The sequence below is a fragment of the Pseudomonas sp. LBUM1679 genome, from assembly GCF_059695565.1.
Genome location: NZ_CP166774.1, coordinates 6,959,730 through 6,984,460, shown reverse-complemented (window position 1 = coordinate 6,984,460; position 24,731 = coordinate 6,959,730). Strand labels below are relative to the sequence as shown.

General features: G+C 59.6%; 22 protein-coding genes and 1 pseudogene. 15 read left to right on the top strand and 8 right to left on the bottom strand.

Annotated elements, in window-relative coordinates:
* Nucleotides 1–9: 9 nt before the first annotated feature.
* The 5 genes from ACA062_RS31975 to ACA062_RS31955 all read right to left on the bottom strand — a co-directional run bounded on the left by ACA062_RS31975 (nucleotide 10) and on the right by ACA062_RS31955 (nucleotide 4,096).
* A complete protein-coding gene (locus ACA062_RS31975) occupies nucleotides 10–327 on the bottom strand; it encodes a DUF2388 domain-containing protein (protein ID WP_497454520.1) in 318 nt (105 codons plus the stop codon).
* 68 nt (nucleotides 328–395) lie between these two features.
* On the bottom strand, nucleotides 396–845 hold the full coding sequence (locus ACA062_RS31970) for an NfeD family protein (protein WP_497454519.1): 450 nt from the start codon (nucleotides 843–845) through the stop codon (nucleotides 396–398).
* A gap of 8 nt (nucleotides 846–853) precedes the next feature.
* Entirely contained in the window at nucleotides 854–1,774 is a 921-nt protein-coding gene (locus ACA062_RS31965) for an SPFH domain-containing protein (protein WP_497454518.1), read from the bottom strand.
* Nucleotides 1,775–1,882: 108 nt separating this feature from the next.
* Nucleotides 1,883–3,667, bottom strand: coding sequence for a type IV pilus assembly ATPase TfpB (gene tfpB, locus ACA062_RS31960; RefSeq protein WP_497454517.1), 1,785 nt, complete (start codon nucleotides 3,665–3,667; stop codon nucleotides 1,883–1,885).
* A 90-nt stretch (nucleotides 3,668–3,757) separates the two neighbouring features.
* On the bottom strand, nucleotides 3,758–4,096 hold the full coding sequence (locus ACA062_RS31955; protein WP_497454516.1) for an ACT-like domain-containing protein: 339 nt from the start codon (nucleotides 4,094–4,096) through the stop codon (nucleotides 3,758–3,760).
* Nucleotides 4,097–4,222: 126 nt separating this feature from the next.
* On the opposite strand from ACA062_RS31955, the gene ACA062_RS31950 reads away from it, so the two are divergent.
* Nucleotides 4,223–4,687: an Lrp/AsnC family transcriptional regulator gene (locus ACA062_RS31950; protein ID WP_064680346.1), complete on the top strand. Its 465-nt coding sequence runs from the start codon at nucleotides 4,223–4,225 to the stop codon at nucleotides 4,685–4,687.
* Between the two features lie 122 nt (nucleotides 4,688–4,809).
* Here ACA062_RS31950 and ACA062_RS31945 read toward each other — a convergent pair whose 3' ends face one another.
* A complete protein-coding gene (locus tag ACA062_RS31945; RefSeq protein ID WP_497454515.1) occupies nucleotides 4,810–6,177 on the bottom strand; it encodes a CYTH domain-containing protein in 1,368 nt (455 codons plus the stop codon).
* A 176-nt stretch (nucleotides 6,178–6,353) separates the two neighbouring features.
* Between ACA062_RS31945 and argE the strand changes: the two genes are divergently transcribed.
* The 11 genes from argE to ACA062_RS31890 all read left to right on the top strand — a co-directional run bounded on the left by argE (nucleotide 6,354) and on the right by ACA062_RS31890 (nucleotide 18,797).
* Entirely contained in the window at nucleotides 6,354–7,523 is a 1,170-nt protein-coding gene (argE, locus tag ACA062_RS31940; RefSeq protein WP_497454514.1) for an acetylornithine deacetylase, read from the top strand.
* A 268-nt stretch (nucleotides 7,524–7,791) separates the two neighbouring features.
* Nucleotides 7,792–9,090: an amino-acid N-acetyltransferase gene (argA, locus tag ACA062_RS31935; protein ID WP_497454513.1), complete on the top strand. Its 1,299-nt coding sequence runs from the start codon at nucleotides 7,792–7,794 to the stop codon at nucleotides 9,088–9,090.
* A 590-nt stretch (nucleotides 9,091–9,680) separates the two neighbouring features.
* Nucleotides 9,681–11,009, top strand: coding sequence for an OprD family porin (locus ACA062_RS31930; RefSeq protein WP_497454512.1), 1,329 nt, complete (start codon nucleotides 9,681–9,683; stop codon nucleotides 11,007–11,009).
* Between the two features lie 414 nt (nucleotides 11,010–11,423).
* The gene (locus tag ACA062_RS31925) at nucleotides 11,424–12,761 is read left to right on the top strand and encodes an OprD family porin (RefSeq protein ID WP_497454511.1); all 1,338 of its coding nucleotides are present in this window, start codon (nucleotides 11,424–11,426) and stop codon (nucleotides 12,759–12,761) included.
* Between the two features lie 293 nt (nucleotides 12,762–13,054).
* The gene (locus ACA062_RS31920) at nucleotides 13,055–13,693 is read left to right on the top strand and encodes a peroxiredoxin (RefSeq protein ID WP_497454510.1); all 639 of its coding nucleotides are present in this window, start codon (nucleotides 13,055–13,057) and stop codon (nucleotides 13,691–13,693) included.
* 340 nt (nucleotides 13,694–14,033) lie between these two features.
* Nucleotides 14,034–14,627 carry an NADPH-dependent FMN reductase gene (gene ssuE / locus ACA062_RS31915; RefSeq protein ID WP_128870565.1) on the top strand — a complete coding sequence of 198 codons (594 nt, stop codon included), beginning with the start codon at nucleotides 14,034–14,036 and terminating at the stop codon, nucleotides 14,625–14,627.
* Between the two features lie 101 nt (nucleotides 14,628–14,728).
* Nucleotides 14,729–15,706, top strand: coding sequence for a sulfonate ABC transporter substrate-binding protein (locus tag ACA062_RS31910; RefSeq protein ID WP_497454509.1), 978 nt, complete (start codon nucleotides 14,729–14,731; stop codon nucleotides 15,704–15,706).
* A gap of 25 nt (nucleotides 15,707–15,731) precedes the next feature.
* Nucleotides 15,732–16,880, top strand: coding sequence for an FMNH2-dependent alkanesulfonate monooxygenase (ssuD, locus tag ACA062_RS31905; RefSeq protein WP_497454508.1), 1,149 nt, complete (start codon nucleotides 15,732–15,734; stop codon nucleotides 16,878–16,880).
* An 8-nt stretch (nucleotides 16,881–16,888) separates the two neighbouring features.
* A complete protein-coding gene (gene ssuC / locus ACA062_RS31900) occupies nucleotides 16,889–17,671 on the top strand; it encodes an aliphatic sulfonate ABC transporter permease SsuC (protein ID WP_497454507.1) in 783 nt (260 codons plus the stop codon).
* Nucleotides 17,668–18,474 carry an aliphatic sulfonates ABC transporter ATP-binding protein gene (gene ssuB / locus ACA062_RS31895; RefSeq protein ID WP_497454506.1) on the top strand — a complete coding sequence of 269 codons (807 nt, stop codon included), beginning with the start codon at nucleotides 17,668–17,670 and terminating at the stop codon, nucleotides 18,472–18,474. The genes ssuC and ssuB overlap by 4 nt, the downstream gene beginning before the upstream one ends.
* A 107-nt stretch (nucleotides 18,475–18,581) precedes the next feature.
* Nucleotides 18,582–18,797 (top strand): TOBE domain-containing protein, encoded by a 216-nt coding sequence (locus tag ACA062_RS31890; RefSeq protein WP_003229256.1) that lies wholly within the window; start codon nucleotides 18,582–18,584, stop codon nucleotides 18,795–18,797.
* A gap of 200 nt (nucleotides 18,798–18,997) precedes the next feature.
* Here the strand turns inward: ACA062_RS31890 and ACA062_RS31885 are convergent, their stop codons facing one another.
* Nucleotides 18,998–19,636 carry a TetR/AcrR family transcriptional regulator gene (locus ACA062_RS31885; RefSeq protein ID WP_497454505.1) on the bottom strand — a complete coding sequence of 213 codons (639 nt, stop codon included), beginning with the start codon at nucleotides 19,634–19,636 and terminating at the stop codon, nucleotides 18,998–19,000.
* A gap of 228 nt (nucleotides 19,637–19,864) precedes the next feature.
* A complete protein-coding gene (locus ACA062_RS31880) occupies nucleotides 19,865–21,241 on the bottom strand; it encodes a glutamine synthetase family protein (RefSeq protein ID WP_054616983.1) in 1,377 nt (458 codons plus the stop codon).
* A gap of 278 nt (nucleotides 21,242–21,519) precedes the next feature.
* Between ACA062_RS31880 and ACA062_RS31875 the strand changes: the two are divergent.
* From ACA062_RS31875 to ACA062_RS31865, 3 genes and pseudogenes are all read left to right on the top strand, one after another.
* Nucleotides 21,520–21,837: pseudogene (locus ACA062_RS31875) on the top strand (gamma-glutamyl-gamma-aminobutyrate hydrolase family protein); the annotation flags it as partial.
* A gap of 100 nt (nucleotides 21,838–21,937) precedes the next feature.
* Nucleotides 21,938–23,296: a glutamine synthetase family protein gene (locus ACA062_RS31870; protein ID WP_497454504.1), complete on the top strand. Its 1,359-nt coding sequence runs from the start codon at nucleotides 21,938–21,940 to the stop codon at nucleotides 23,294–23,296.
* Between the two features lie 59 nt (nucleotides 23,297–23,355).
* Nucleotides 23,356–24,720: an aspartate aminotransferase family protein gene (locus ACA062_RS31865; RefSeq protein ID WP_497454503.1), complete on the top strand. Its 1,365-nt coding sequence runs from the start codon at nucleotides 23,356–23,358 to the stop codon at nucleotides 24,718–24,720.
* Nucleotides 24,721–24,731 lie beyond the last annotated feature (11 nt).

Here is a 24,731-nt window from a genome sequence, read left to right as displayed (position 1 = left end):
CGGTAAAGCTTATTCGGACGCGACAGCATTCTTCGCCAGAATCGCATTGGCCAATTCCATGTCCGTGGCCTGCAGGCCCGGGTTGTCGGCACGGACCTTCTGCATCGCCGCTTCCAGATACGGGCCGCGGATGCCGCCGTCACTGGCGACGAAGCTGCCGGCATCGTCCTGGGCGGCAACGATCAACTTGTGATCCTTGAAGGTCAGGTAAGTCGAGCCGGTGGTCGCACCGGAGGAGATGACGTTACGCCAAAAGCTGTCGGCCATCGCCGAACCTATAGGAAGGGACAGCAATGCGATGGTAGCGACAGCAAGTTTGAGACGCATATTGGGTGACTCCACTGGGTTAACTACGGCGTTTGATTGCCAATCCCCCAGTCGAGTTCCCTCATCGCTCATTCAGCCGGCTCCACCAGCAAAATCGCCCCTTGCTGCCCGATCACACGAACCCGGCTACCCGTTGTTGCATCAGGGCCCCGGGCCATCCACACGCCGTCGGCGACCTTGATCTTGCCGCGACCATCGATAATCGCTTCATGCACCACAAAGGTTTTGCCGATCAGTTCCTGGCCGCGCAGATTCAGGTTCGGCTCATCACTCTCGCGCACGGCGCTGCGCTGACGTCGCCACCAGTACAGCGCGGTGGCGATGGAGAGCAGGCCGAACAGCAGAAACTGAAGCTCCCAGGGCATAGGCGGCGCGACAAAGGTCAACACACCCACGGCGGCGGCAGCCATGCCGATCCACAGCAAATAGCCGCCGGCACCGAACACTTCGAGGATCAGCAGCACGGTGCCCAATGCCAGCCAGTCCCAGAACGATAAATGCTGCAGAAATGCCCACATGGCGCGCCTCAGGCTTTCCTGTTATCGAACGTGGCCTTGACGATTTCACCGATGCCGCCGACCGCGCCGATCATCGAGCTGGCCTCAAGCGGCATCAGGATCACTTTGCTGTTGTTGGCCGACGCCAGTTTGCCCAGCGCATCGATGTACTTCTGCGCGACGAAGTAGTTGACCGCCTGCACGTTACCGCCAGCGATGGCTTCGGACACCACTTTGGTCGCCTGGGCTTCGGCTTCGGCTTGACGTTCACGGGCTTCGGCTTCGAGGAACGCGGCCTGACGACCACCCTCGGCCTCCAGGATCTGCGCCTGCTTCTTGCCTTCGGCGGTCAGGATGGCGGCGGCACGCAGGCCTTCGGCTTCAAGAATTTGTGCGCGCTTGATCCGCTCGGCTTTCATCTGCCCCGACATCGCCGCCATCAGGTCGGCCGGCGGGCTGATGTCCTTGATCTCGATCCGGGTGATCTTGATGCCCCACGGCGCCGTGGCTTCGTCGACGGTGCGCAGCAGCTTTTCGTTGATTCCGTCACGCTGGCTGAGCATCGCGTCCAGTTCCATGGAACCCAGCACGGTACGGATGTTGGTTTGCAGCAGGTTGCGGATCGCGTGTTCGAGGTTGTTCACCTCGTAAGCGGCCTGGGCGGTGTTGACCACCTGGAAGAAGCACACCGCGTCGATCTGCACTGTGGCATTGTCGGCGGTGATGACTTCCTGCGGCGGGATATCCAGCACGCTTTCCATCACGTTGATCTTGCGACCGATGCGGTCCATGACCGGAATGATGATGTTCAGGCCCGGCTTGAGGGTGTTGGTGTAACGGCCGAAACGTTCGACCGTCCACTGGTAGCCCTGCGGCACGACCTTGAAACCCATGAACAGAATGGCGACCACCAGGCCGACAAAAAGTAAAAGCACGCTACCGATCTGCATAACAATTCCCTGTTGATCAATGAAATGGCGATCGCAGGAGTGTAGCGGCGTGGGTCGGGGATAAGTACTGCAAGTCTGCCCTCGCATCATCAGGAGACACAATAGGGTTTATTTCTGCTCACTCTGGGGCGTTACCCGCAGCACTTCCTCGATCGTGGTCAAACCTGCCGCGACTTTCTGCGCCCCCGACAGCCGCAAACTGCGCATGCCTTCCTTGAATGCCTGACGCCGTACCGCCATCAGATCGGTGTCGGGGTTGATCAGCGCCTTGACCCCGTCCGTCAGCTGCATGATTTCGTAAACCCCGGCCCGCCCGCGATAACCGGTGTCGCGGCATTCCAGGCAACCGATGGCGCGTTGGGCATTGCCGGGTAATGGCGCTTGCCAGGGTCTGGTCAGGGTTTGCCAGTCTTCTTCACTTAATGTCAGCGGGGCCTTGCAGTGCGGGCACAAGGTGCGGACCAGCCGCTGGGCCATGACGCCGAGCACGGTGGCTTTGATCAGGTAATGGGGCACGCCGAGTTCCAGCAGACGGCTGATGGCGCTGGGCGCATCGTTGGTGTGCAAGGTCGAGAGCACCAGGTGACCGGTAAGGGCTGCCTGGATCGCCATTTCTGCGGTTTCCAGATCGCGGATCTCGCCGATCATGATGATGTCCGGATCCTGGCGCATCAGCGCGCGCACACCGGCGGCAAAAGTCAGGTCGATGTTGTGCTGGACCTGCATCTGGTTGAACGCCGGCTCGACCATCTCGATCGGGTCTTCAATGGTGCAGAGATTGACCTCCGGCGTCGCCAGTTTCTTGAGGGTGGTGTAGAGCGTAGTGGTTTTGCCCGAGCCGGTCGGCCCGGTCACCAGAATGATGCCGTTGGGCTGGCTCGTCATGTCCTGCCAGCGGCGCAGGTCTTCGGCGGAGAAACCCAGCTGGTCGAAATCCTTGAGCAACACTTCCGGGTCGAAGATTCGCATGACCATTTTTTCGCCAAACGCGGTCGGCAACGTCGACAGCCGCAGCTCGACTTCGCCGCCGTCGGGGGTCTTGGTTTTTACCCGGCCGTCCTGGGGTTTGCGTTTTTCCGCGACGTTCATTCGCCCCAGGCTCTTCAGGCGGCTGACGATGGCCATGGTCACCTGCGGCGGGAACTGATAGACGTTGTGCAGCACGCCATCGATGCGAAAACGCACGGTGCCTTGCTCGCGCCGGGGTTCGATGTGGATATCGCTGGCCCGCTGCTGGAACGCGTACTGGAACAGCCAGTCGACGATGTTGACGATGTGCGCATCGTTGGCGTCCGGTTCCTGGTCGCTGGCGCCGAGGTTGAGCAACTGTTCGAAGTTGCCCAGGGTGCTCGTTTGCTGATCGGCATTGGTCGCGCCGCTGACCGATTTGGCCAGGCGGAAGAACTCCACGCTGAAGCGCTGGATGTCCACCGGGTTGGCCACCACGCGCTTGATGGGCAGTTTCAACACGTGGGTCAGGTCCGCTTCCCAGCCGTTGACGTAGGGCTGGGCGCTGGCCACGGTCACCGCGTCACGGTCGATGGAGACGGCGAGAATCTTATGGCGCTGGGCGAAGGCATAGGACATCAGCGGAGTAATGGCCGCGACGTTGATTTTCAGCGGGTCGATGCGCAAGTAAGGCTGGCCGGCCTGCTGCGACAGCCACAGGGTCAGGCTTTCCAGATCCAGGTGTTTGCCGGGACGGCTGAGGTCTTCCAGGTGCTGGCTGGCGATGAATTCCAACGGGTGCATCTGGCCATGGGTGGCGTGACGGCGTCGGGCATTGAGCGCGTGCTCGGCCGAATCCTGGCTGATAAAGCCTTGGGCAACCAACTCGCGCAGTAACTCATTGAGATCCAGCCAGCGGTCCTGAATGACAAGTTGAACGGACATGCGGGCTCCTCGTGAACAACAGTTCGCAAAGGATAGTCGCGGACCCGCAGACCGTTGGGCCACTACCCGACGAAGCCGTGTCAGAATTTTTCAGCCCGCGGCCTGCGCCGCTTGGCCCCACGCAGAATCAGCCGCTTGCAGATCCACCGAGCAGACACTGATCAGGTTACGCAGTTTGTCCGCGATCACCTGGGCCCGGTGCCAACTCAGGCCGTCGATGACGATGTCGATCGACAGTAGATCGTTCCTGCGCTGCACGTTGACCTGTTGCGGCGTCAGGCACTGCAAGGCGAACAGGTTGAGCGCCCGGCACAGCAGATCCGGCTCGGCTTCGGCCTGCAATTGATAGTGCACGCGGCAGTGAGCGTTGCTGACGTTCCAGACATCGGCACGGGTGGGCGGGGTGGATACAGCTTCAAGATACGGCATGGTCGGACTCCAAAATCACTGGAGGAATTTTTACATGCGTTACCCGGTATTTCTTATCTATGATTGGGCTTATAAGCGAATTTCAGAATCACTCAATTCGTAGAAATATCAATTCCGGGTTTATCTATGCACAGCCAGCTGGACAGCTACGACCGCAAGATTCTCGCGTTGCTGCAAGAGGACGCCTCACTTTCCAGCGCGCAGATCGCCGAACAGGTGGGCCTTTCGCAGTCACCGTGCTGGCGGCGGATTCAGCGGATGAAGGAGGAGGGGATCATCCGCGGTCAGGTCACCTTGCTCGATCGCAAGAAGATCGGTCTCAATACGCAGATCTTTGCCGAAATCAAACTCAACGCCCACGGGCGTTCGAACTTCACCGGGTTCACCGAGGCGATTCGTGGTTTTCCCGAAGTGCTGGAGTGTTATGTGCTGATGGGGTCGGTGGATTTCATGCTGCGGATCGTCACGGCAGATATCGAGGCGTATGAGCGCTTCTTCTTCGAGAAGTTGTCGATGGTGCCAGGGATTCAGGAGGTCAATTCGATTGTGGCGTTGTCGGAGATCAAGTCCACGACGAGTTTGCCGGTCTAGTGTTTTGTGGTGAATGTGCGGGCCTCATCGCGGGCAAGCCCGCTCCCACAGTATTTTGCATTGAAACACGATAAGTGCTCGACACAGATCCTGTGGGAGCGGGCTTGCCCGCGAAGGCGGACTTACATGCGCAGAAGCATTTTCCAGGCACGATTCTGATACACCGCAATCGCCTGCTGCTTACGCGCATCCAGCGATTCATCGGTGATCGGCTCGTTGGCCAGTTGCGCCAGTAATTTCAGCTCACCGTACAGGCGATCCATTTCCGGGATGTCCAGCACTTGACGGGCATGGTGCAGCCAGGCCTGGATGCGCTCGATACGCGGCAGTTGTTCGGCCAGATCTTCTGGCTGCTGCTGATAACGCTGCAATTGCAACGAGGTGGCTTCTTCGCCCAACAGACGCGGCAACCAGCTACCCAACTGCGCAGCGCCCTGGCGATTGCCGCGCACGTTGCGATCGGCTGTCCAGGTGCGGGCCAGCAACCAGCGCGAGGTGTTCAGGGAGAACAGGCCCCAACGCGGGTCTTCCAGTTCTTCGAGAAATTGCTCCGGGGCTGCTTTGCGTACGTCTTCGTCGTCCAGGCCGGCCTGTACCAGCGGACGCCAGTCTTCCAGCAAGGCGTCCAGTGCGACCCGCAGATCGTGCGTCGACTGGCGCGGAGCGGCCTGGCCCAGGCTGCTCAGCAGCGCGCGCAGTTCCGCCAGGTTCTCGACCCAGTCCTGCAGCAAACGCCAGTGACCATTGAAGCGATACTGCTCGGCCAGGCGCTGACTGCTGCCGAGCAAGTGCCAGCTCAGCGCGGCAAACGCGTCGTCCAGCGGGGTTTCGGCGCTGATCTGCGGTGCCGGCAGGCTCAGCGAATAGCTGTGGGCGTCGTACAGGCGATAACCGCGCTCGGCCTTGCTGATGTCACATGGCATCAGCGGCAGGGTCGCGGCCAGTTCGGCGGCCAGTTCCAGCAATGCGGACGGCTCGCCTTCGCGCAGCTCCAGCTCCAGTTCGCAGATTTCTTCTTTCTGCTTGCCGACGATGACGTGGCCCAGGTCCAGCGCGGCTTCGATGACCACTTTGGTCTTGCCGCGGCCCCAGGCGATTTCAGCGCGTTCGCGAACAAAATCGGTGGTGAAGATCGGCTTCAGGGTTTTCTTGTCAAGCTCGGCCAGCGCTTCAGGCCAGCATTCGCCGTCGAGTTTCTTCACATCGAGCTTGGCTTTGGGCAGGTTCCAGTCGTATTCATTACGCTCGGACAGGCCGGCAATGCTCTGGCCACGGGTCTTGAGGGTCTGGATCACTTCTTCGCCATCGCGGCGCAGGCGCAGGGCAACCTTGGCGCGCGCCAGGTCGCGCTCAGGCGTGTCGAAGTACTGGTTCATCAGTTCACGGCGTTCCCAGCCACTTTTGTTGCGTTTTTTCAGGAGCGGGTGCTCGCGCAACGCGGCGAGGGTTTCGCGGCTGACGCGGAGTTTGATTTCGGTTTCTTTCTGCATGGCCGGAAAATCCAGGATCGGGAGCGCAGCCGGGGGAATGTGTGGCTGCCAAGGTCGTGCAGTGTACAGGACTGATTGAAGATAGGGTCTGTTGACGCTGGGTGACGGCCGCGACGGTTTATTCCTGTCGCCAGATGGTTCTATGATGGACTTCAATCCGGGAGTTGGAGTCAGCGATGCCTTTGCCATCCATGAAAGATCAGTTCGCTGCGCTGATCGCTGCACCGTCCGTCAGTTGTACCCAGGCCAGCCTCGATCAAAGCAACCGTCCGGTCATCGATTTGCTGGCGACGTGGCTGGGCGATCTGGGTTTTGCCTGTGATATCCAGCAGGTCAGCCCCGGAAAATTCAATCTGCTGGCCAGTGTCGGTTCCGGGCCTGGTGGTCTCGTCCTCGCCGGTCACAGTGATACCGTGCCCTACGACGCCGCGCTGTGGCAGACCGATCCGCTGAAGCTGACCGAAGTCGACGGCCGCTGGGTCGGGCTGGGCAGTTGCGACATGAAGGGCTTTTTCGCCCTGGTCATCGAAGCGGTCATTCCGCTGCTCGAGCAACCGTTCAAACAGCCTCTGCTGATTCTTGCCACCTGTGATGAAGAAAGCTCGATGTCCGGGGCGCGAGCCCTGGCCGCAGCCGGGCGACCGCTGGGCCGTGCCGCAGTGATCGGCGAGCCGACCGGGCTGAAACCGATCCGTATGCACAAAGGCATCATGATGGAGCGCATCGATATCCTCGGCCAGAGCGGTCACTCCTCGGACCCACGCCTGGGCCACAGCGCCCTCGAAGCCATGCACGATGCCATCGGCGAACTGCGCGGGCTGCGTCTGTTGTGGCAGCGTGAATACCGTAACCCGCAGTTCAGTGTGCCGCAGCCGACCATGAACTTCGGCTGCATTCATGGCGGCGACAACCCCAACCGCATTTGCGGCCAGTGCTCGCTGGAGTTCGATCTGCGGCCGTTGCCGGGCATGGACCCCAAGGTCCTGCGTGCGGAGATTCTGCAGAAGCTTCGGCCCATTGCCGAGCGGCATCAGGTGAAGATCGATTACGCGCCGCTGTTTCCCGAAGTGCCGCCCTTCGAGCAGGCCGAAGATGCGGAATTGGTCCGGGTCGCGGAGAAGCTCACCGGCCATCGCGCCGAAGCAGTGGCATTCGGCACCGAAGCGCCTTATCTTCAACGCCTTGGTTGCGAAACACTGGTGCTCGGCCCTGGCGATATCGCCTGCGCCCACCAACCGGGGGAATACCTCGAAATGTCACGTTTGCAGCCTACGGTGCATCTATTACGTCAACTGATTGAACATTACTGCCTGACACCGGCCAAAGCCCCAGTGCCCGTCGGTTAAGGCACAAAACCCTGTGGGAGCGAGCTTGCTCGCGATGAGGCCGGCCCCGTCAACATTGATGTTGAAGGTGAGACCGCTATCGCGAGCAAGCTCGCTCCCACAGGGGTCGCACTTAACTGGTTGAACGGTATAAATTGCCAATGTCCCAACCCGTATTCATGAGGAGAGCGCGCGTGTCGCCAAGCCTGTTCCGACGATAACCATCAGCCCGCTGTGCATTTTCTGTTTCGCCCATTTTTTGGCTGCTATTTATAACAGGCCCAGGTTCATGCCCGAATACGTCAATTGGCTTCGTCACGCTTCGCCCTACATCAACGCCCACCGCGATTGCACCTTTGTCGTCATGCTCCCCGGCGACGGCGTGGAGCACCCGAACTTCGGCAATATCGTCCATGACCTGGTGCTGTTGCACAGCCTGGGCGTGCGACTGGTGCTGGTGCATGGTTCCCGTCCGCAAATCGAAACCCGCCTTGCCACCCGCGGCCTGACCCCGCATTACCACCACGGCATGCGCATCACCGATGCCGCGACCCTTGAGTGCGTGATCGATGCGGTCGGCCAGTTGCGCATCGCCATCGAAGCGCGGCTGTCGATGGACATGGCCTCATCACCGATGCAGGGTTCGCGCCTGCGGGTGGCCAGCGGCAACCTGGTGACGGCGCGACCGATCGGCGTGCTGGAAGGCGTCGATTATCACCACACCGGTGAGGTGCGTCGGGTCGACCGCAAGGGCATCAATCGCCTGTTGGATGAGCGCTCCATCGTGCTGCTGTCGCCGTTGGGCTACTCGCCGACCGGCGAAATTTTCAACCTCGCCTGTGAAGACGTCGCCACCCGCGCGGCCATCGACCTCGGGGCGGACAAACTGCTGTTGTTCGGCGCCGACCTCGGCCTTATCGACGAAAACGGGCGTCTGGTTCGCGAGTTGCGTCCACAACAGGTGCCGGCGCATTTGCAGCGTTTGGGCAGCAACTATCAGGGCGAACTACTGGATGCCGCCGCTGAGGCCTGTCGCGGTGGTGTCGCCCGCAGTCATATCGTCAGCTATGTCGAAGATGGCGCACTGCTGACCGAACTGTTCACCCGTGACGGTGGCGGTACGCTGGTGGCCCAGGAGCAATTCGAAGTGGTGCGCGAAGCAGCCATCGAAGATGTCGGTGGTTTGCTGGATTTGATCAGCCCGCTGGAAGAGCAGGGGATTCTGGTGCGCCGTTCCCGCGAAGTGCTGGAGCGCGAGATCGAGCAGTTCAGCGTGGTCGAGCGCGAAGGCATGATCATCGCCTGTGCGGCGCTGTATCAGATTGCCGATTCGGATGCCGGGGAGCTGGCCTGCCTGGCGGTGAACCCGGAGTACCGCCATGGCGGGCGCGGGGATGAGCTGTTGGAACGGATCGAGACCCGCGCGCGGGCGCAGGGGCTCAATACCTTGTTCGTCCTGACGACCCGGACTGCTCACTGGTTTCGCGAGCGTGGTTTTGTGCCAAGCAGTGTCGAACGCCTGCCATCGGCCCGGGCTTCGCTGTACAACTATCAGCGCAACTCGAAGATCTTCGAAAAAACCCTCTGACACCTATAGGAAGGCCACCCCGTCTTCACCTCCGTACCGTACCCCTGTAGGAGCTGCCGCAGGCTGCGATCTTTTGACGTTCAGCGATCTTTCCATCGCCAGAAGATCAAAAGATCGCAGCCTGCGGCAGCTCCTACGGGGGTACGCGCGTTCCGGCACATGCTCGCTTGAGATACGGGGAAATGCGAGCGATACACAAACTGTAATAAATGGGCCGGATAGTGCGCGTTTGGTCGGCATGGCGTCGCCTTTCGGGACGGAAATATTTCCGAATTGCGTCAAAGCTAATCGATCTAAAAATGATCGTAAAAATACCTTTCAGGAATTGAATCGTGGAGCGACCGCTCTATTTCGGGGGGCGATCGGTATTCCCAAAAGGTATAAAAAATTGAATTTAACAATTTTTTTGGGGTTATGACGAACTCATGACCCACAATGACCAAAAAACCGGGGATTAGACTATGGTCGTAGACACACATAGTTACGATTGACTTGTGGGTCACGGTCTGGCGCTAATCGCGCATCTTAGGATCCCGGGCAGATGACCCGGGACCAGGACTACAAGAATTAGAAACGAGAGGAGCGACACAATGAACAAGTCCACCTTGGCTCTGGCCGTGGCCGTAGGGGTTTTGGCGCAGCAGGCAGGCGCCGCGGGTTTCATCGAAGACAGCAAGGCTTCCATCAGTTCCCGCACCATGTACTACAACAACGATAACCGCGATGGCGGCGCAGATCAGCGCGAAACCGCTGAAGGCCTGAAGTTCGATTATCTGTCCGGCTTCACCCAAGGTACTGTCGGTTTTGGTTTTGACGCCCAGGCGCTCCTCGGTATCCACCTCGAGGGTGGCCGTGGTCATCACCCGGATAACAACTCATTCTTCCCGAGCGACACCGACGGTTCGGCATCGGACACGTACAGCCGCGTGGCCGGTAACGTCAAGGCGCGCTTCTCGAAGACCGAGGCCCACTATGGTGGCGCCCTGCAACCCAACATGCCGATTCTGGTAGCGAACGACAGCCGTCTGCTGCCCCAGACCTTTGAAGGTGGCACCATCACCTCGAAGGAAATCGACAACGTGACCTTCAACGTCGGCCAGCTCGAACACGCGGCGGGTCGTGCCTCGTCCAACACCACCGGTCTGGCAGTGGCTGGTGGCACCGAGGAAAGCAATCAATTCCGTTATGCCGGTGCGGACTGGAAGGTCACCAAAGACCTCACCCTGCAGTACTACCATGCGAACCTGGAAGACTACTACAAGCAGAACTTCCTCGGCCTGGTGCACGTCCTCCCGATCAGCGCCAACCAATCCTTCAAGTCTGACCTGCGCTATTTCGACAGCAGCTCCGACGGCAAGAACGGCGACGTGGGCTACCGGTTCAATAACAACGGCGGTTACGCCAAGACCCCGGGCGAGGTCGATAACAAGACCTGGAGCGCCATGTTCACCTATACCCTGGGTGCCAACGCTTTCCTGGTCGGCCATCAGCGTGTCAGTGATGACGGCGGCTTCGTTTATCTGAACCAGGGCAACGTGGTCGATGGCAACGGTCGCAACGAAGGGGCCGGCGGCGCGAGCTTCTATTCGTTTACCGATGCGATGATCAACGGCTTCGTCCGGGCTGGTGAAAACACCACCTTTGGCCAGTACACCCTCGACTTCGCTTCTCTGGGTGTTCCTGGCCTGAAAACCTCGGTTGCCTACCTGCACGGCGATAACATCAAGGCCGCCAACGGCACTAGTGGCGATCAGTCCGAGTGGGAACGCGACTTGCGAGTGGACTATGTCATCCAGCAGGGTCCTCTTAAAGGGTTCGGCACGACGCTGCGTCATGGCACTTACCGTGGCAGCGATACCGGTATCGCCGACCAGGACCAGACCCGTCTGATCTTCAACTACACCTATAGCTTCCTGTAACTGATTTTCCGAAAAGCCTTGCCCTGCTGGGGTGAGGCTTTTTTTTGGATTTTTTTTGTTATTCCAAAATCGTCAATGATGCTAATTTTTTATTCTTTTTAGTTTTTGTTTCCGCCCTTTAAAGTGCATCCGACAGGCACTCATCAGGCGCGGCAAACCCCCGCCTCAGACAGCAGCAGCGACCCGATTTGATTTGGCTTACTGGCCGATACCCCGTATCCCGGCCCGGACGAAGACTGCGAATCTATATTCCTAAATGGAATGAAAAAGAATGAAATAATTTTTTTTGGCTTTATCATGCCGCCCGCAAATCGCGGTGGGCAAACCGCAGTGTGGCGCTGATGGCGCCTCCAGGATCCGGGCATTCGACCCAGGACCGGGAACATAAAAAATTAGAAACGAGAGGAGCGAAACATGAACAAGTCCACCTTGGCCCTGGCTGTGGCCGTAGGGGTTTTGGCGCAGCAGGCAGGCGCCGCCGGTTTCATCGAAGACAGCAAGGCAACATTGGGGCTGCGCAACTTCTACATCAACACGGATAACCGTAGCGGTGCTGCCAATCCAAGCAGAAACGAAGAATGGGGCCAGGGCTTCGATCTGCGGTTCATCTCCGGTTATACCCAAGGCACCGTAGGCCTCGGCGTCGACGCCATCGGCCTGTTGGGCGTGCGTCTGGATTCGGGCGGCGGTACCAACGGCGCTACTGCGACTTCTTACGGTGGTACCGTTTTTCCGAGCAAGTCCAATGGCGAAGCGGTTGATAACTTCTCCAGCGTGGGCCTGACTGCCAAAGCCAAGGTCTCCCAGACCGAGCTGAAGCTGGGTACTCTGCAGCCAAAACTGCCGGTCATCGTGACCAACGATGGTCGTCTGTTGCCACAAACATGGCAGGGTGGCCAGATCACCTCCGGCGAAATTAAAGACCTGACTCTGGTCGGCGGTCAGATCGAGCACGTGAAAGGTCGTAACTCCAGCAACAATGAGCAACTGTCCATCGGCGGTCCAAACGCACGTGTGGCCAACAGCAACAAGTTCATCTACGGCGGCGGTGATTACAAAATCACCAAAGACCTGACTGCCCAGTACTACTACGGCAACCTGGAAGATTTCTACAAGCAGCACTTCCTGGGTCTGATTCATAACTGGGCTATCGGCCCGGGCATATTGAAGTCTGACTTGCGCTACTTCAACAGCTCCGATGACGGTGCCAACAGCAATACCCCGGCTTACTACAGCAACGGCAACTACACCGGTATGCCTAGCGGCAAGGGCAAGGTCGACAACAACCTGTACAGCGGTCTGTTCCTGTACACCGTTGCCGGTCACACCTTCGGTGCTGGTTATCAGGTCAGCAACGGTAGCAGCGACTTCCCTTGGTTGAACCAGGGCGACGGTTCGTCGAACTACACCATCACTGACATGCAGATCCAGAAGTTTGGCCGTGCCGGTGAGCGCACCTGGCAGGCTCGCTACGCCTACGATTTCGCCAAGGTCGGTGTGCCTGGCTTGACCGCTGGCCTGGTTTACCTGCGTGGCGACGATATCGATACCGTCAACGCAGGTGGCGTGCAAAACAACTCCAACCGTTCCGAGTGGGAACGCGACCTGACCGTGGGTTACGTCGTACCTGAGGGGCCGTTGAAAAACGTTGGTTTCATGTGGAAAAACGCGACATGGCGCACCAACATCCCGGGCGTTCGCGACCAGGACGAAAACCGCCTGATCCTCAGCTACTCGATCCCGCTGTTGTAATAGCGCTCGCGTAACCGATGTAAAAAAAGCCCCGCCCGGCATTACGCCGGGCGGGGCTTTTACGTTTTCGATGTCAGGTTCACCCCGTGAACTTTCGTCGAAATCCCTCTTTTTTGCAGCGACTCAAGGCCTTCTCGAACCTTGGCGCGGATGGTCGTCCTGAGGCTGGATCAAGTCCAGTGAACAGATTTTTAATATTCATTTATGATCTAGATAAATCGATATTTATTCTTTTTAACAGATAAGAAATACAGGCACAGTGGGCTTATCCAGCACTCACCAGGAGCAGCACCATGAGCCTCAGACTGGGCGATACCGCCCCCGATTTCGAACAGGATTCCAGCGTCGGTACCCTCCGTTTCCACGAGTGGCTGGGCGATAGCTGGGGCGTGCTGTTTTCCCACCCGGCGGACTTCACGCCAGTGTGCACCACCGAGCTCGGCTTCACGGCCAAGTTGAAAGACGAGTTCGCCCAACGTGGGGTCAAGGCCATCGCGTTGTCCGTCGACCCGGTGGATTCGCACCACAGATGGATCGAAGACATCAACGAAATCCAGAACACGATCGTCAACTTCCCGATCCTGGCCGATGCCGATCGCAAGGTGTCGGACCTCTATGACCTGATCCACCCCAACGCCAATGACACCTTGACTGTACGTTCGTTGTTTGTGATCGACCCGAACAAAAAGGTCCGGTTGACCATCACCTATCCGGCGAGCACCGGTCGTAACTTCAATGAAATCCTGCGGGTGATCGATTCGCTGCAACTCACGGATAACTACAAGGTAGCGACCCCGGCCAATTGGCAGGACGGTGATGACGTGGTGATCGTGCCGTCGCTCAAGGATGAAGATGAAATCAGGCAGCGCTTTCCTCAAGGGTATCGTGCGGTGAAGCCGTACCTGCGCCTGACCCCGCAGCCGAACAAATAACGCGTTATGGCTGCAATCGCAATCGCGGGCAAGCCCGCTCCCACAGTGGACGGAGGTGATCACAGATTTTGTGACATTCACTAAACCCTGTGGGAGCGGGCTTGCCCGCGATTGCGGCAGACCGGACTGTGCAAACTTCAAGCTATCCATAAAGCAGGGGATTTCAGGCCATTTCGATGGCCTGTTTTTTTGCCTGGGGAAAAATTGTTCACATAGAACTTTAACGAATAACCAAATGAATAAATATGATTTATGGATATATAAATCACCTGTTAAGGTCTCTCCATCAACGCGAGACCGCAAACCGCGAATCGCCAACACCGTCCAAGGAATCGTCTGAATGCTGGTTGTCTCACTCGGTGGCAGTCCCAGCCAACGCTCCCGTTCCGGGGTGCTGCTGGAACGCTCTCAACGTTGGTTGCAGGAGCAGGGTGTGGAAGTGGTGAGTTATCAGGTACGGGACTTCCCGGCCGAAGACTTGCTGCACGCACGGTTCGACAGCCCGAAGGTGATCGACCTGCTGCAACAGATTGAAAATGCGGATGGGCTGCTGATCGCTACACCGGTCTACAAGGCGTCGTTCTCCGGCGCATTGAAAACCGTGTTGGACCTGCTGCCCGAGCGCGCGCTGGCCCATAAAGTGGTGTTGCCGATGGCCACCGGCGGCAGCATCGCCCACATGCTGGCGGTGGATTACGCGCTCAAGCCGGTGCTGTCGGCGTTGAAGGCCCAGGAAATGCTCCATGGGATTTTCGCCGTCGACAGCCAGATCGCTTATGGCGAAGGCAGCGCCCTGGCGCAATTGGCGCCGGAGCTGGAACAACGATTGAGCGAGTCGCTGGAGTTGTTTTTCAGCGCCATGGCCCGACGGCCAAAGCCGATCGACCCGAACCTGTTGAATGAACGTTTGTTGAGTGCTCGCTGGAGCATTTAAGCCCGCACTCAAGCCACACCTGAATGTGAAGTACTCACCTTACTGGCCCGCTAACGGGCAAGCAGGTGCAGCCAAAACCCTACTGCAAAAAGGAGAGCGCTATGCGCACTGTCATTTTGCGTCGTGGTCTGGTCGCTCTGTTTGCTGCGGCCGCCTTCGGCGTCATTACTCAAGCTCAAGCGCTTTCTACCCAGGAAGGCGTTCTTCGGATCGGTTATCAGAAGTACGGCACTTTGGTGCTGCTCAAAGCCAAAGGCACGCTGGAAAAACGCCTCGCCGCCCAAGGCGTGGACGTGCAATGGACGGAATTCCCCGGCGGCCCGCAGCTGCTCGAAGGCCTGAACGTCGGCTCCATCGATTTCGGCGTCACCGGCGAAACGCCACCGGTATTCGCCCAGGCGGCCGGTGCCGATCTGCTCTACGTCGCCTATGAACCACCGGCGCCGCACAGCGAAGCGATCCTGGTGCCGAAGGACTCGCCGATCAAATCGGTGCAGGAGCTCAAGGGCAAGAAAGTCGTCCTGAACAAAGGCTCCAACGTGCACTACCTGCTGGTCCGTGCACTGGAAGACGCCGGCCTCAAATACACCGACATCCAGACCGTGTTCCTGCCACCGGCCGATGCCCGCGCCGCGTTCGAGCGTGGCAGCGTCGATGCCTGGGTGATCTGGGACCCGTACCAGGCGGCTGCCGAACAGCAGTTGCAAGCCCGCACCTTGCGTGATGGCCAGGGCATCGTCGACAACCATCAGTTCTACCTGGCGACCAAACCCTACGCGCAGAAAAATCCCGAGGTGATCAAGACCCTGGTGGAAGAAGTGCGCGCGGTCGGTGAATGGTCCAAGGCCAACCCCATCGAGGTGACCAAACAGGTCTCGCCACTGCTCGGCCTGCCGGAGGACATCACCCTGACCTCGGTGAAACGCCAGGGTTACGGCGCGCTGTTCCTGACCCCGGAAGTGGTCGCCGCCCAACAGAAAATCGCCGACAGCTTCCATCAGCTCAAGCTGATTCCCAAGCCGCTGAGCATCAAAGACGTGATCTGGACGCCGCCGGCGGCCGTTGCCAAAACGCAATAATTCGATTTCCTAAGGAGACCACTCCATGAGCCTCAATATTTTCTGGTTCCTGCCTACCCACGGCGACGGCCATTACCTTGGCACCGCCGAAGGCGCTCGCGCCGTCGACCACGGTTACCTGCAGCAAGTCGCGCAAGCGGCGGATCGCCTGGGCTTCGGCGGGGTATTGATCCCCACCGGGCGCTCCTGCGAAGACTCATGGCTGGTGGCGGCGTCGCTGATTCCGGTGACCCAGCGCCTGAAATTCCTTGTCGCCCTGCGCCCCGGGATCATTTCCCCGACGGTGGCCGCGCGTCAGGCCGCGACCCTGGATCGCCTGTCCGGCGGCCGTGCGCTGTTCAATCTGGTCACCGGTGGCGACCCGGAAGAACTGGCCGGCGACGGTCTGTTTCTCAGCCACGAAGAGCGCTATCAGGCTTCGGTGGAATTCACCCGCATCTGGCGCCGGGTGCTGGAAGGCGAAACCGTCGATTACGACGGTCAGCACATCAGCGTCAAGGGCGCCAAGCTGCTCTATCCACCGATCCAGCAACCGCGTCCGCCGCTGTACTTCGGCGGTTCTTCGGAAGCGGCGCAAGACCTCGCGGCAGAGCAGGTCGAAATGGTCCTGACTTGGGGCGAGCCGCCTGCGGCCGTGGCCGAGAAGATCGCACAAGTGCGCGCCAAAGCCGCGAAGCTCGGGCGCACCGTGCGCTTCGGCATTCGCCTGCATGTGATCGTGCGTGAAACCAACGCCGAGGCGTGGCAAGCGGCCGATCGATTGATCTCGCACCTGGACGACGAAACCATCACCCGTGCCCAGGCTTCCCTGGCACGCTTCGATTCGGTCGGCCAGCAACGCATGGCGGCGCTGCATGGCGGCAGTCGCGACAACCTGGAAGTCAGCCCCAACCTGTGGGCCGGTGTCGGCCTGGTGCGCGGTGGTGCCGGTACGGCGCTGGTGGGCGACGGCCCGACCGTGGCCGCCCGCGTGAAGGAATACGCGGACCTGGGCATCGACACCTTCATCTTCTCCGGTTATCCCCACCTGGAAGAATCCTACCGCGTCGCCGAATTGCTGTTCCCGCACCTGGACATCGAACGTCCTGAATTGCCGAAAAGCAGCGGGTATGTCAGCCCGTTTGGTGAAATGGTCGCCAACGACATTCTCCCCAAAGCCGCGTCCCAGAGCTGAGGCGCGCCATGAAGAAACTTATCCATAGCCTCGCGCCCTGGGCGTTGCCGGTATTGCTGCTGGCGGTATGGCAACTGTCGGTGTCGGCGGGCTGGTTGTCGACGCGGATCCTGCCTGCACCCATTGCCGTCATCGAAGCCGGCGTGAGCCTGGTCCGCAGCGGTGAAATCTGGACTCACCTGGCCATCAGCGGCTGGCGTGCGGCGCTGGGTTTCGCCATTGGCGGCGGCATCGGCCTGACCCTGGGTTTCATCACCGGCCTGTCGAAATGGGGTGAACGCCTGCTCGACAGCTCGGTGCAAATGATCCGCAACGTGCCGCACCTGGCGTTGATTCCGCTGGTGATCCTGTGGTTCGGCATCGACGAATCGGCGAAGATTTTCCTGGTCGCACTGGGCACCTTGTTCCCGATCTACCTCAACACCTATCACGGCATCCGCAACGTCGACCCGGCGCTGGTGGAGATGTCCCGCAGTTATGGCTTGTCCGGTTTCAGCCTGTTCCGTCAGGTGATACTGCCCGGTGCACTGCCTTCGATTCTGGTCGGTGTGCGCTTCGCCCTGGGCTTCATGTGGCTGACCCTGATCGTCGCGGAAACTATCTCCGCCAGCTCCGGCATCGGTTACCTGGCGATGAATGCCCGGGAGTTCCTGCAGACCGACGTGGTGGTGCTGGCGATTCTGCTGTACGCGGTGCTCGGCAAACTCGCCGACCTCGCGGCCCGTGGGCTTGAACGAGTGTGGTTGCGCTGGCATCCGGCCTACCAGGTGTCCAAGGGAGGTGCCGCATGACCGCTCAACAACCTCCACGCCTGCTGCGCGGTATTCCGCTGGCGGTGCGCAAGCTGCAAAAAACCTTTGGTTCGCGCCAAGTGTTGCGCGAGATCGACCTGCACATTCCGGCCGGTCAATTCGTCGCGGTCGTCGGTCGCAGCGGCTGTGGCAAAAGTACCTTGCTGCGCTTGCTTGCCGGGCTCGACAAACCCACGGGCGGTGAATTGCTGGCCGGCTCCGCGCCGCTGAGCGAGGCGCGGGAAGACACCCGGCTGATGTTCCAGGAAGCGCGTCTATTGCCTTGGAAGAAGGTGATCGACAACGTCGGTCTCGGGCTCAAGGGCAACTGGCGGCCGCAAGCCCTGGAAGCGTTGGAGGCGGTGGGCCTGGCGGATCGCGCCAACGAGTGGCCGGCGGCCTTGTCCGGTGGGCAGAAGCAACGTGTGGCCCTGGCCCGCGCGCTGATCCACCAACCGCGCTTGCTGTTGCTGGACGAGCCCCTGGGCGCCCTGGATGCCTTGACCCGCATTGAAATGCAGCAGCTGATCGAACGCCTCTGGCAGAAGCACGGCTTTACCGTGTTGCTGGTGACCCACGACGTCAGTGAAGCGGTGGCGATTGCCGATCGGGTGATCCTGATCGAAGACGGTGAAGTCGGTCTCGATCTGCACGTGGAACTGCCACGTCCTCGGGTTCGCGGCTCCCATCGGCTGGCGGCACTGGAAACCGAAGTCCTCAACCGCGTACTGGCGCTGCCCGGACAGCCGCCGGAGCCGGAACCTGTTTCACCGTTGCCTACGCAATTGCGCTGGGCGCAATAAGAGCAGCGGCAAGCTGCGAGCTTCAAGCGGCAAGAAGAGGCAGAGCGCTTTTACTTGCAGCTTGTAGCTAGCCACTTGCAGCTCATTTCGACCTCAGGAGAAATCATATGACTATCAAAGCCATCAACGTTCGCAATCAGTTCAAGGGCTCGATCAAGGAAATCGTACTGGGCGATGTCCTTTCGGAAATCGACGTGCAGACCGCTTCCGGCATCGTGACTTCGGTGATCACCACGCGCTCGGTGAAAGAGCTGGAGCTGGTGGTTGGCAGCGAAGTGATCGCCTTTGTGAAATCCACCGAGGTGTCGATCGCCAAGTTGTAAGGACGTGCATTGCGCACAACCCCGGGGGGTGTGAACCCTTCGGGGTTTTTTATGCGTGTGAATCAGTCGGTTCGGCGGTGCGCCCATCGCGGGCAAGCCCGCTCCCACAGGGATCTCTGGCGAACAAAAGTTTGTGAACGACAAATAAACCTGTGGGAGCGGGCTTGCCCGCGATGAGGCCAGAATGACCGCCGCTGGAATCAGGTTGAGTGAGCTCGCTTGGGCAAGTACGGCGGCAAGTACAACCCCAGATACGCATCAAACACCCGCATCCCTTCCTCCGCCATACGCGGCGTAATCTGCCCGTGCTGCTGCACCGAACGCGCATAAACCCGATCCCCCAACTCCATGGCCAGCGCAAACACATCGACATCGTTCGGCAGCCTCGGCAGTTCAAAATGATGATCGAACAGCTTGTGCATCAGGTCTCCGAGCTCGATGTCATGCTGGCGGTCGGCCTGGGTGACTTCGGTCAGACCGTGCTGGGCAAGGATCAGTTGGCGGGCTGCGGCGTCTTCGCTGTAGATCTCGAGCATGCGCTGTTCCACCAGTCGCGACAGGTCGCGCCAGTCACTGAGGGCGCCGTGGTCGATGGGCGCTTGCAGGCAAGCGCGGAAGGCGGCGTGGATGTCGGCGGTCAGGGCTTCGAGCAGGGCCGGGACGCTGGCGAAGAAGTGGTAGACGGAGGAGGGCGGGATCTGCGCGCGTTCAGCGACGCTGTAGATCGACAGACTGGCCACGCCCTCGGCAGCCAGCAGCGTGCGGGCGGCATCGAGTATCGAATCGATCCGGGCCTGGCTGCGGGCGCGGGGCTTGCGTGGGGTGGCGAGTCGGGTCATTGAAGTCTCCTGCGGGGGCAGGGGGCATTGTACGAGGCAGGCTTGTGTGTTGTCTTGTCGGCCGCCATCGCGGGCAAGCCCGCTCCCACAGGGATCTGTTGCGGACGCAATATCCGTGTACGACAGATGATCCTGTGGGAGCGGGCTTGCCCGCGATCCGCCGAAGGCGGCCATAAAAAAACGCCGCAAGCCTTATCAGCCTGCGGCGTTCTCGTTTACTGCAACCGCTTAAACGGTATGCAGGTACCAGTTGTACTCAAGATCGGAGATGGAGTGTTCGAACTCTTCCAGCTCGCTCTCTTTACACGCGACAAAGATATCGATGTATTTCGGATCGATGTACTTGGCCATGACTTCGCTGTCGTCCAGCTCGCGCAGTGCATCGCGCAGGTTGTTCGGCAGGCTCTGCTCGTTCTGCTCGTAGGAGTTGCCTTCCACGGGTGCGCCCGGCTCGATCTTGTTGGTCAGGCCGTGATGCACGCCAGCCAAAACCGAAGCCATCAACAGGTACGGGTTGGCATCGGCGCCGGCCACACGGTGTTCGATGCGCACGGCATCGGAGGAGCCGGTCGGGACGCGGATCGCCACGGTGCGGTTGTCCAGGCCCCAGCACGGCGAGTTAGGCACGTAGAACTGTGCGCCGAAACGACGGTAGGAGTTGACGTTCGGGCAGAGGAAAGCCATCTGCGCCGGTAGGGTCTCGAGCACACCGCCGATCGCGTGACGCAGTGCGGCGTTCTGCTCGGGATCCTCGCTGGCAAAAATATTCTTGCCGTCTCTGTCGAGAATCGAGATGTGGACGTGCAGACCGTTGCCCGCCTGGCCCGGATAAGGCTTGGCCATGAAGGTGGTGTCCATTTCATGGTCGTAGGCGATGTTCTTGATCAGGCGCTTGAGCAAGACCGCGTAGTCGCAGGCCTTGATCGGGTCGGCCACGTGGTGCAGGTTCACTTCGAACTGCGCCGGGGCACTTTCCTTGACGATTGCATCGGCCGGGATGCCTTGCTCCTTCGCACCTTCCAGAATGTCCTGGAGGCAGTCGACGTATTCGTCGAGGTCGTCGATCAGGTACACCTGAGTCGAATGCGGCCGTTTGCCGGAGATCGGCGAGCGTGGTGGCTGTGGACGGCCGTTCACGTTTTCCTGGTCGATCAGGTAGAACTCCAGTTCGAACGCGGCGCAGATGGTCAGGCCCATCTCGTCAAACTTGGTAACAACTTGACGCAGGACTTCACGGGGATCCGCGAAGAAAGGTTCACCTTCGAGTTCGTGCATGGTCATTAACAGTTGCGCGGTAGGGCGCTTCTGCCAAGGCTCGTTGCACAGGGTGTCAGGGATTGGATAGCAGATTCGGTCAGCATCGCCGATGTCCAGGCCCAGGCCGGTGCTTTCCACCGTCGAGCCATTGATATCCAGAGCAAATAGAGAGGCCGGCAGGTTGATGCCTTTCTCGTAAACCTTGTGGAGACTGGTGCGTTCAATGCGCTTGCCGCGCACCACACCATTCATATCCGCAATCAGAAGGTCAACGTACAGAACCTCAGGATGTTCCTTAAGGAACGCGTTCGCTTCGTTAAGCTGAACGGCACGCGGGGGTACCGACATGATGCAACACCTTTGTTGTTAAAAATATCAATCATTGATCTCTTCGGTTTCCAGTCAACCCGAACGGCATGCCGAAGTCAAGTGAGGCCTTTTTTGCCCTGAAAAAGCGCTCGTAGGGCTTTTTTGGGGCAATTTGGGGCGTTTTTATGCCTTTGAGCGCTTTGCGGTCCGCGGGCTTGAGCGGGCCGTGTTGTATTTTTTACGGGGGTGTTGTGTAAAAAAATGAACAAGGCTAAGCTCGATTCAAACCCATAACAGCAATAATACCGGGGTGCTTCATGTCTCGCCTGCCGTTAATCGGCGTCACCCTCTGCTCCGGGCAGATCGGTCTGCATGCATATCACATCAGTGGCGACACGTATGTCCACGCCGCAGCCTCAGCGGCCAAGGGTGTGCCGGTGATTGTTCCATCCCTGCCGGATGTGCCGTCCCTGTCCGATATTCTGGACGGCCCGGACGCCATTCTCTTTACCGGCTCTGTTTCTAATATAGAACCGTTTCACGCTAGCGGCCCGGTCAATGTGTCGAGACTTGCTCACGATTCTGCACGCCCCTCTACGCTCTGGTTGACCCACGACATTGTCGAGGTGGGCCTTTGTGCGCGGCCATTGCAGTGGCAATCTGTACCAAGCGACGCCGATGCGTCAAACAACGCCTGACTTATAAGAGTCAGGAAACTCAGCCTAAGAGGCATTTATGAGTCACAACCTCGACCAGCTCACCGATTGGTTGAAAGACCACAAGATCACAGAAGTCGAATGCATGATCGCCGACTTGACCGGGATCACCCGGGGCAAGATTTCGCCGACCAACAAGTTCATTGCCGAAAAAGGCATGCGCCTGCCCGAGAGCGTTCTGTTGCAGACCGTGACCGGCGACTATGTCGAAGACGACATCTATTACGAACTGCTCGACCCGGCCGACATCGACATGATCTGCCGGCCGGACGCGAATGCGGTGTTCCTGGTGCCCTGGGCCATCGAGCCGACCGCCCAGGTGATCCACGACACCTACGACAAGCAAGGCAACCCGATCGAGCTGTCGCCGCGCAACGTGCTCAAGAAGGTCCTGAAACTCTATGCCGACCACGGTTGGCAGCCGATCGTGGCGCCGGAAATGGAGTTCTACCTGACCAAGCGCAGCGAGGACCCGGACTATCCGCTGCAACCGCCAATTGGCCGTTCCGGCCGCCCGGAAACCGGTCGCCAGTCTTTTTCAATCGAGGCGGCGAACGAGTTCGATCCGCTGTTCGAAGACGTCTACGACTGGTGTGAACTGCAGGAACTGGACCTCGACACGCTGATCCACGAGGACGGCACCGCACAGATGGAAATCAACTTCCGTCACGGCGATGCCCTGTCCCTGGCCGATCAGATCCTGGTGTTCAAGCGCACCATGCGCGAAGCCGCACTCAAGCACGACGTGGCGGCCACCTTCATGGCCAAGCCGATGACCGGCGAGCCGGGCAGCGCGATGCACTTGCACCAGAGCATCATCGACATCGAAACCGGCAAGAACGTCTTCTCCAACGAAGACGGGACCATGAGCCAGCTGTTCCTGCACCACATCGGTGGCTTGCAGAAACTGATCCCCGAGCTGTTGCCGCTGTTCGCCCCGAACGTCAACTCGTTCCGCCGCTTCCTGCCGGACACTTCGGCGCCGGTGAACGTGGAGTGGGGCGAAGAGAACCGCACCGTAGGCCTGCGGGTTCCGGATGCGGGGCCGCAAAACCGTCGGGTGGAAAACCGCCTGCCGGGTGCCGACGCCAACCCGTATCTGGCCATCGCCGCGAGCCTGCTGTGCGGTTTCATCGGCATGGTCGAAGGCCTGAACCCGAGTGCGCCGGTCGTGGGGCGAGGCTATGAACGCCGCAACCTGCGCCTGCCGCTGACCATCGAAGACGCGCTGGAGCGTATGGAAAACAGCGCGACCGTCGAGAAATACCTGGGCAAGAAATTCATCACTGGCTACGTCGCGGTCAAGCGGGCCGAGCATGAAAACTTCAAGCGCGTGATCAGTTCGTGGGAGCGGGAATTCCTGCTCTTTGCCGTCTGATGCGCCGGGCGCGGCGGGAAATTGCCGCGCCCTTCACTGCAAATCTTAGGAGAGTTCGCATGACCAGCAACAACCCGCAAACCCGTGAATGGCAAACCCTGAGCAACGATCACCACCTGGCCCCGTTCAGCGATTTCAAGCAGCTGAAAGAGAAAGGCCCGCGGATCATCACCAGCGCCAGGGGCGTTTACCTCTGGGACAGCGAAGGCAACAAGATCCTCGACGGCATGGCCGGCCTGTGGTGCGTAGCCATCGGCTACGGTCGCGATGAACTGGCCGATGCCGCCAGCAAACAAATGCGCGAACTGCCTTATTACAACCTGTTCTTCCAGACCGCTCACCCGCCGGTGCTGGAACTGGCCAAGGCCATCGCCGACATCGCGCCTGAAGGCATGAATCATGTGTTCTTCACCGGTTCCGGTTCCGAAGGCAACGACACCATGTTGCGTATGGTTCGGCACTATTGGGCGATCAAGGGCCAACCGAAGAAGAAAGTCATCATCAGCCGCAAGAACGGCTATCACGGTTCCACCGTGGCCGGCGCGAGCCTGGGTGGCATGACGTACATGCACGAACAGGGCGACTTGCCGATCCCGGGCATCGTGCACATCGCCCAGCCTTACTGGTTCAGTGAAGGTGGCGACATGACGCCGGATGAGTTCGGTATCTGGGCCGCCAATCAGCTGGAAGAGAAGATCCTGGAAGTGGGCGTCGACAACGTCGGGGCCTTCATTGCCGAGCCGATCCAGGGTGCCGGCGGCGTGATCATTCCGCCAGACACCTACTGGCCGCGCATCAAGGCAATCCTCGCCAAGTACGACATCCTGTTCGTGGCCGACGAAGTGATCTGCGGTTTCGGTCGCACCGGTGAATGGTTCGGTACCGATTTCTACGGCCTCAAGCCCGACATGATGACCATCGCCAAAGGCCTGACCTCCGGCTACATCCCGATGGGTGGCCTGATCGTGCGTGACGAAGTGGTCGCGGTGCTCAACGAAGGGGGCGATTTCAACCACGGTTTCACCTATTCCGGGCACCCGGTGGCCGCTGCGGTAGCGCTGGAAAACATCCGCATTCTGCGCGAAGAAAAAATTGTCGAACGCGTTCATGCCGAAACGGCACCCTATTTGCAGAAACGTCTGCGGGAGCTGAACGATCACCCGCTGGTGGGGGAAGTGCGGGGAGTCGGTCTGTTGGGGGCCATCGAACTGGTTCAGGACAAGGCCACTCGCAAACGTTACGAGGGCAAGGGCGCCGGCATGATCTGCCGCACGTTCTGCTTCGAAAACGGCCTGATCATGCGCGCCGTCGGCGACACCATGATCATCGCTCCGCCCCTGGTGATTACACCGGCTGAAATCGATGAGTTGGTCACAAAGGCACGCAAGTGTCTGGACCTGACCCTGAGTGCGTTGCAGGGCTAAGTGCTAGGCTC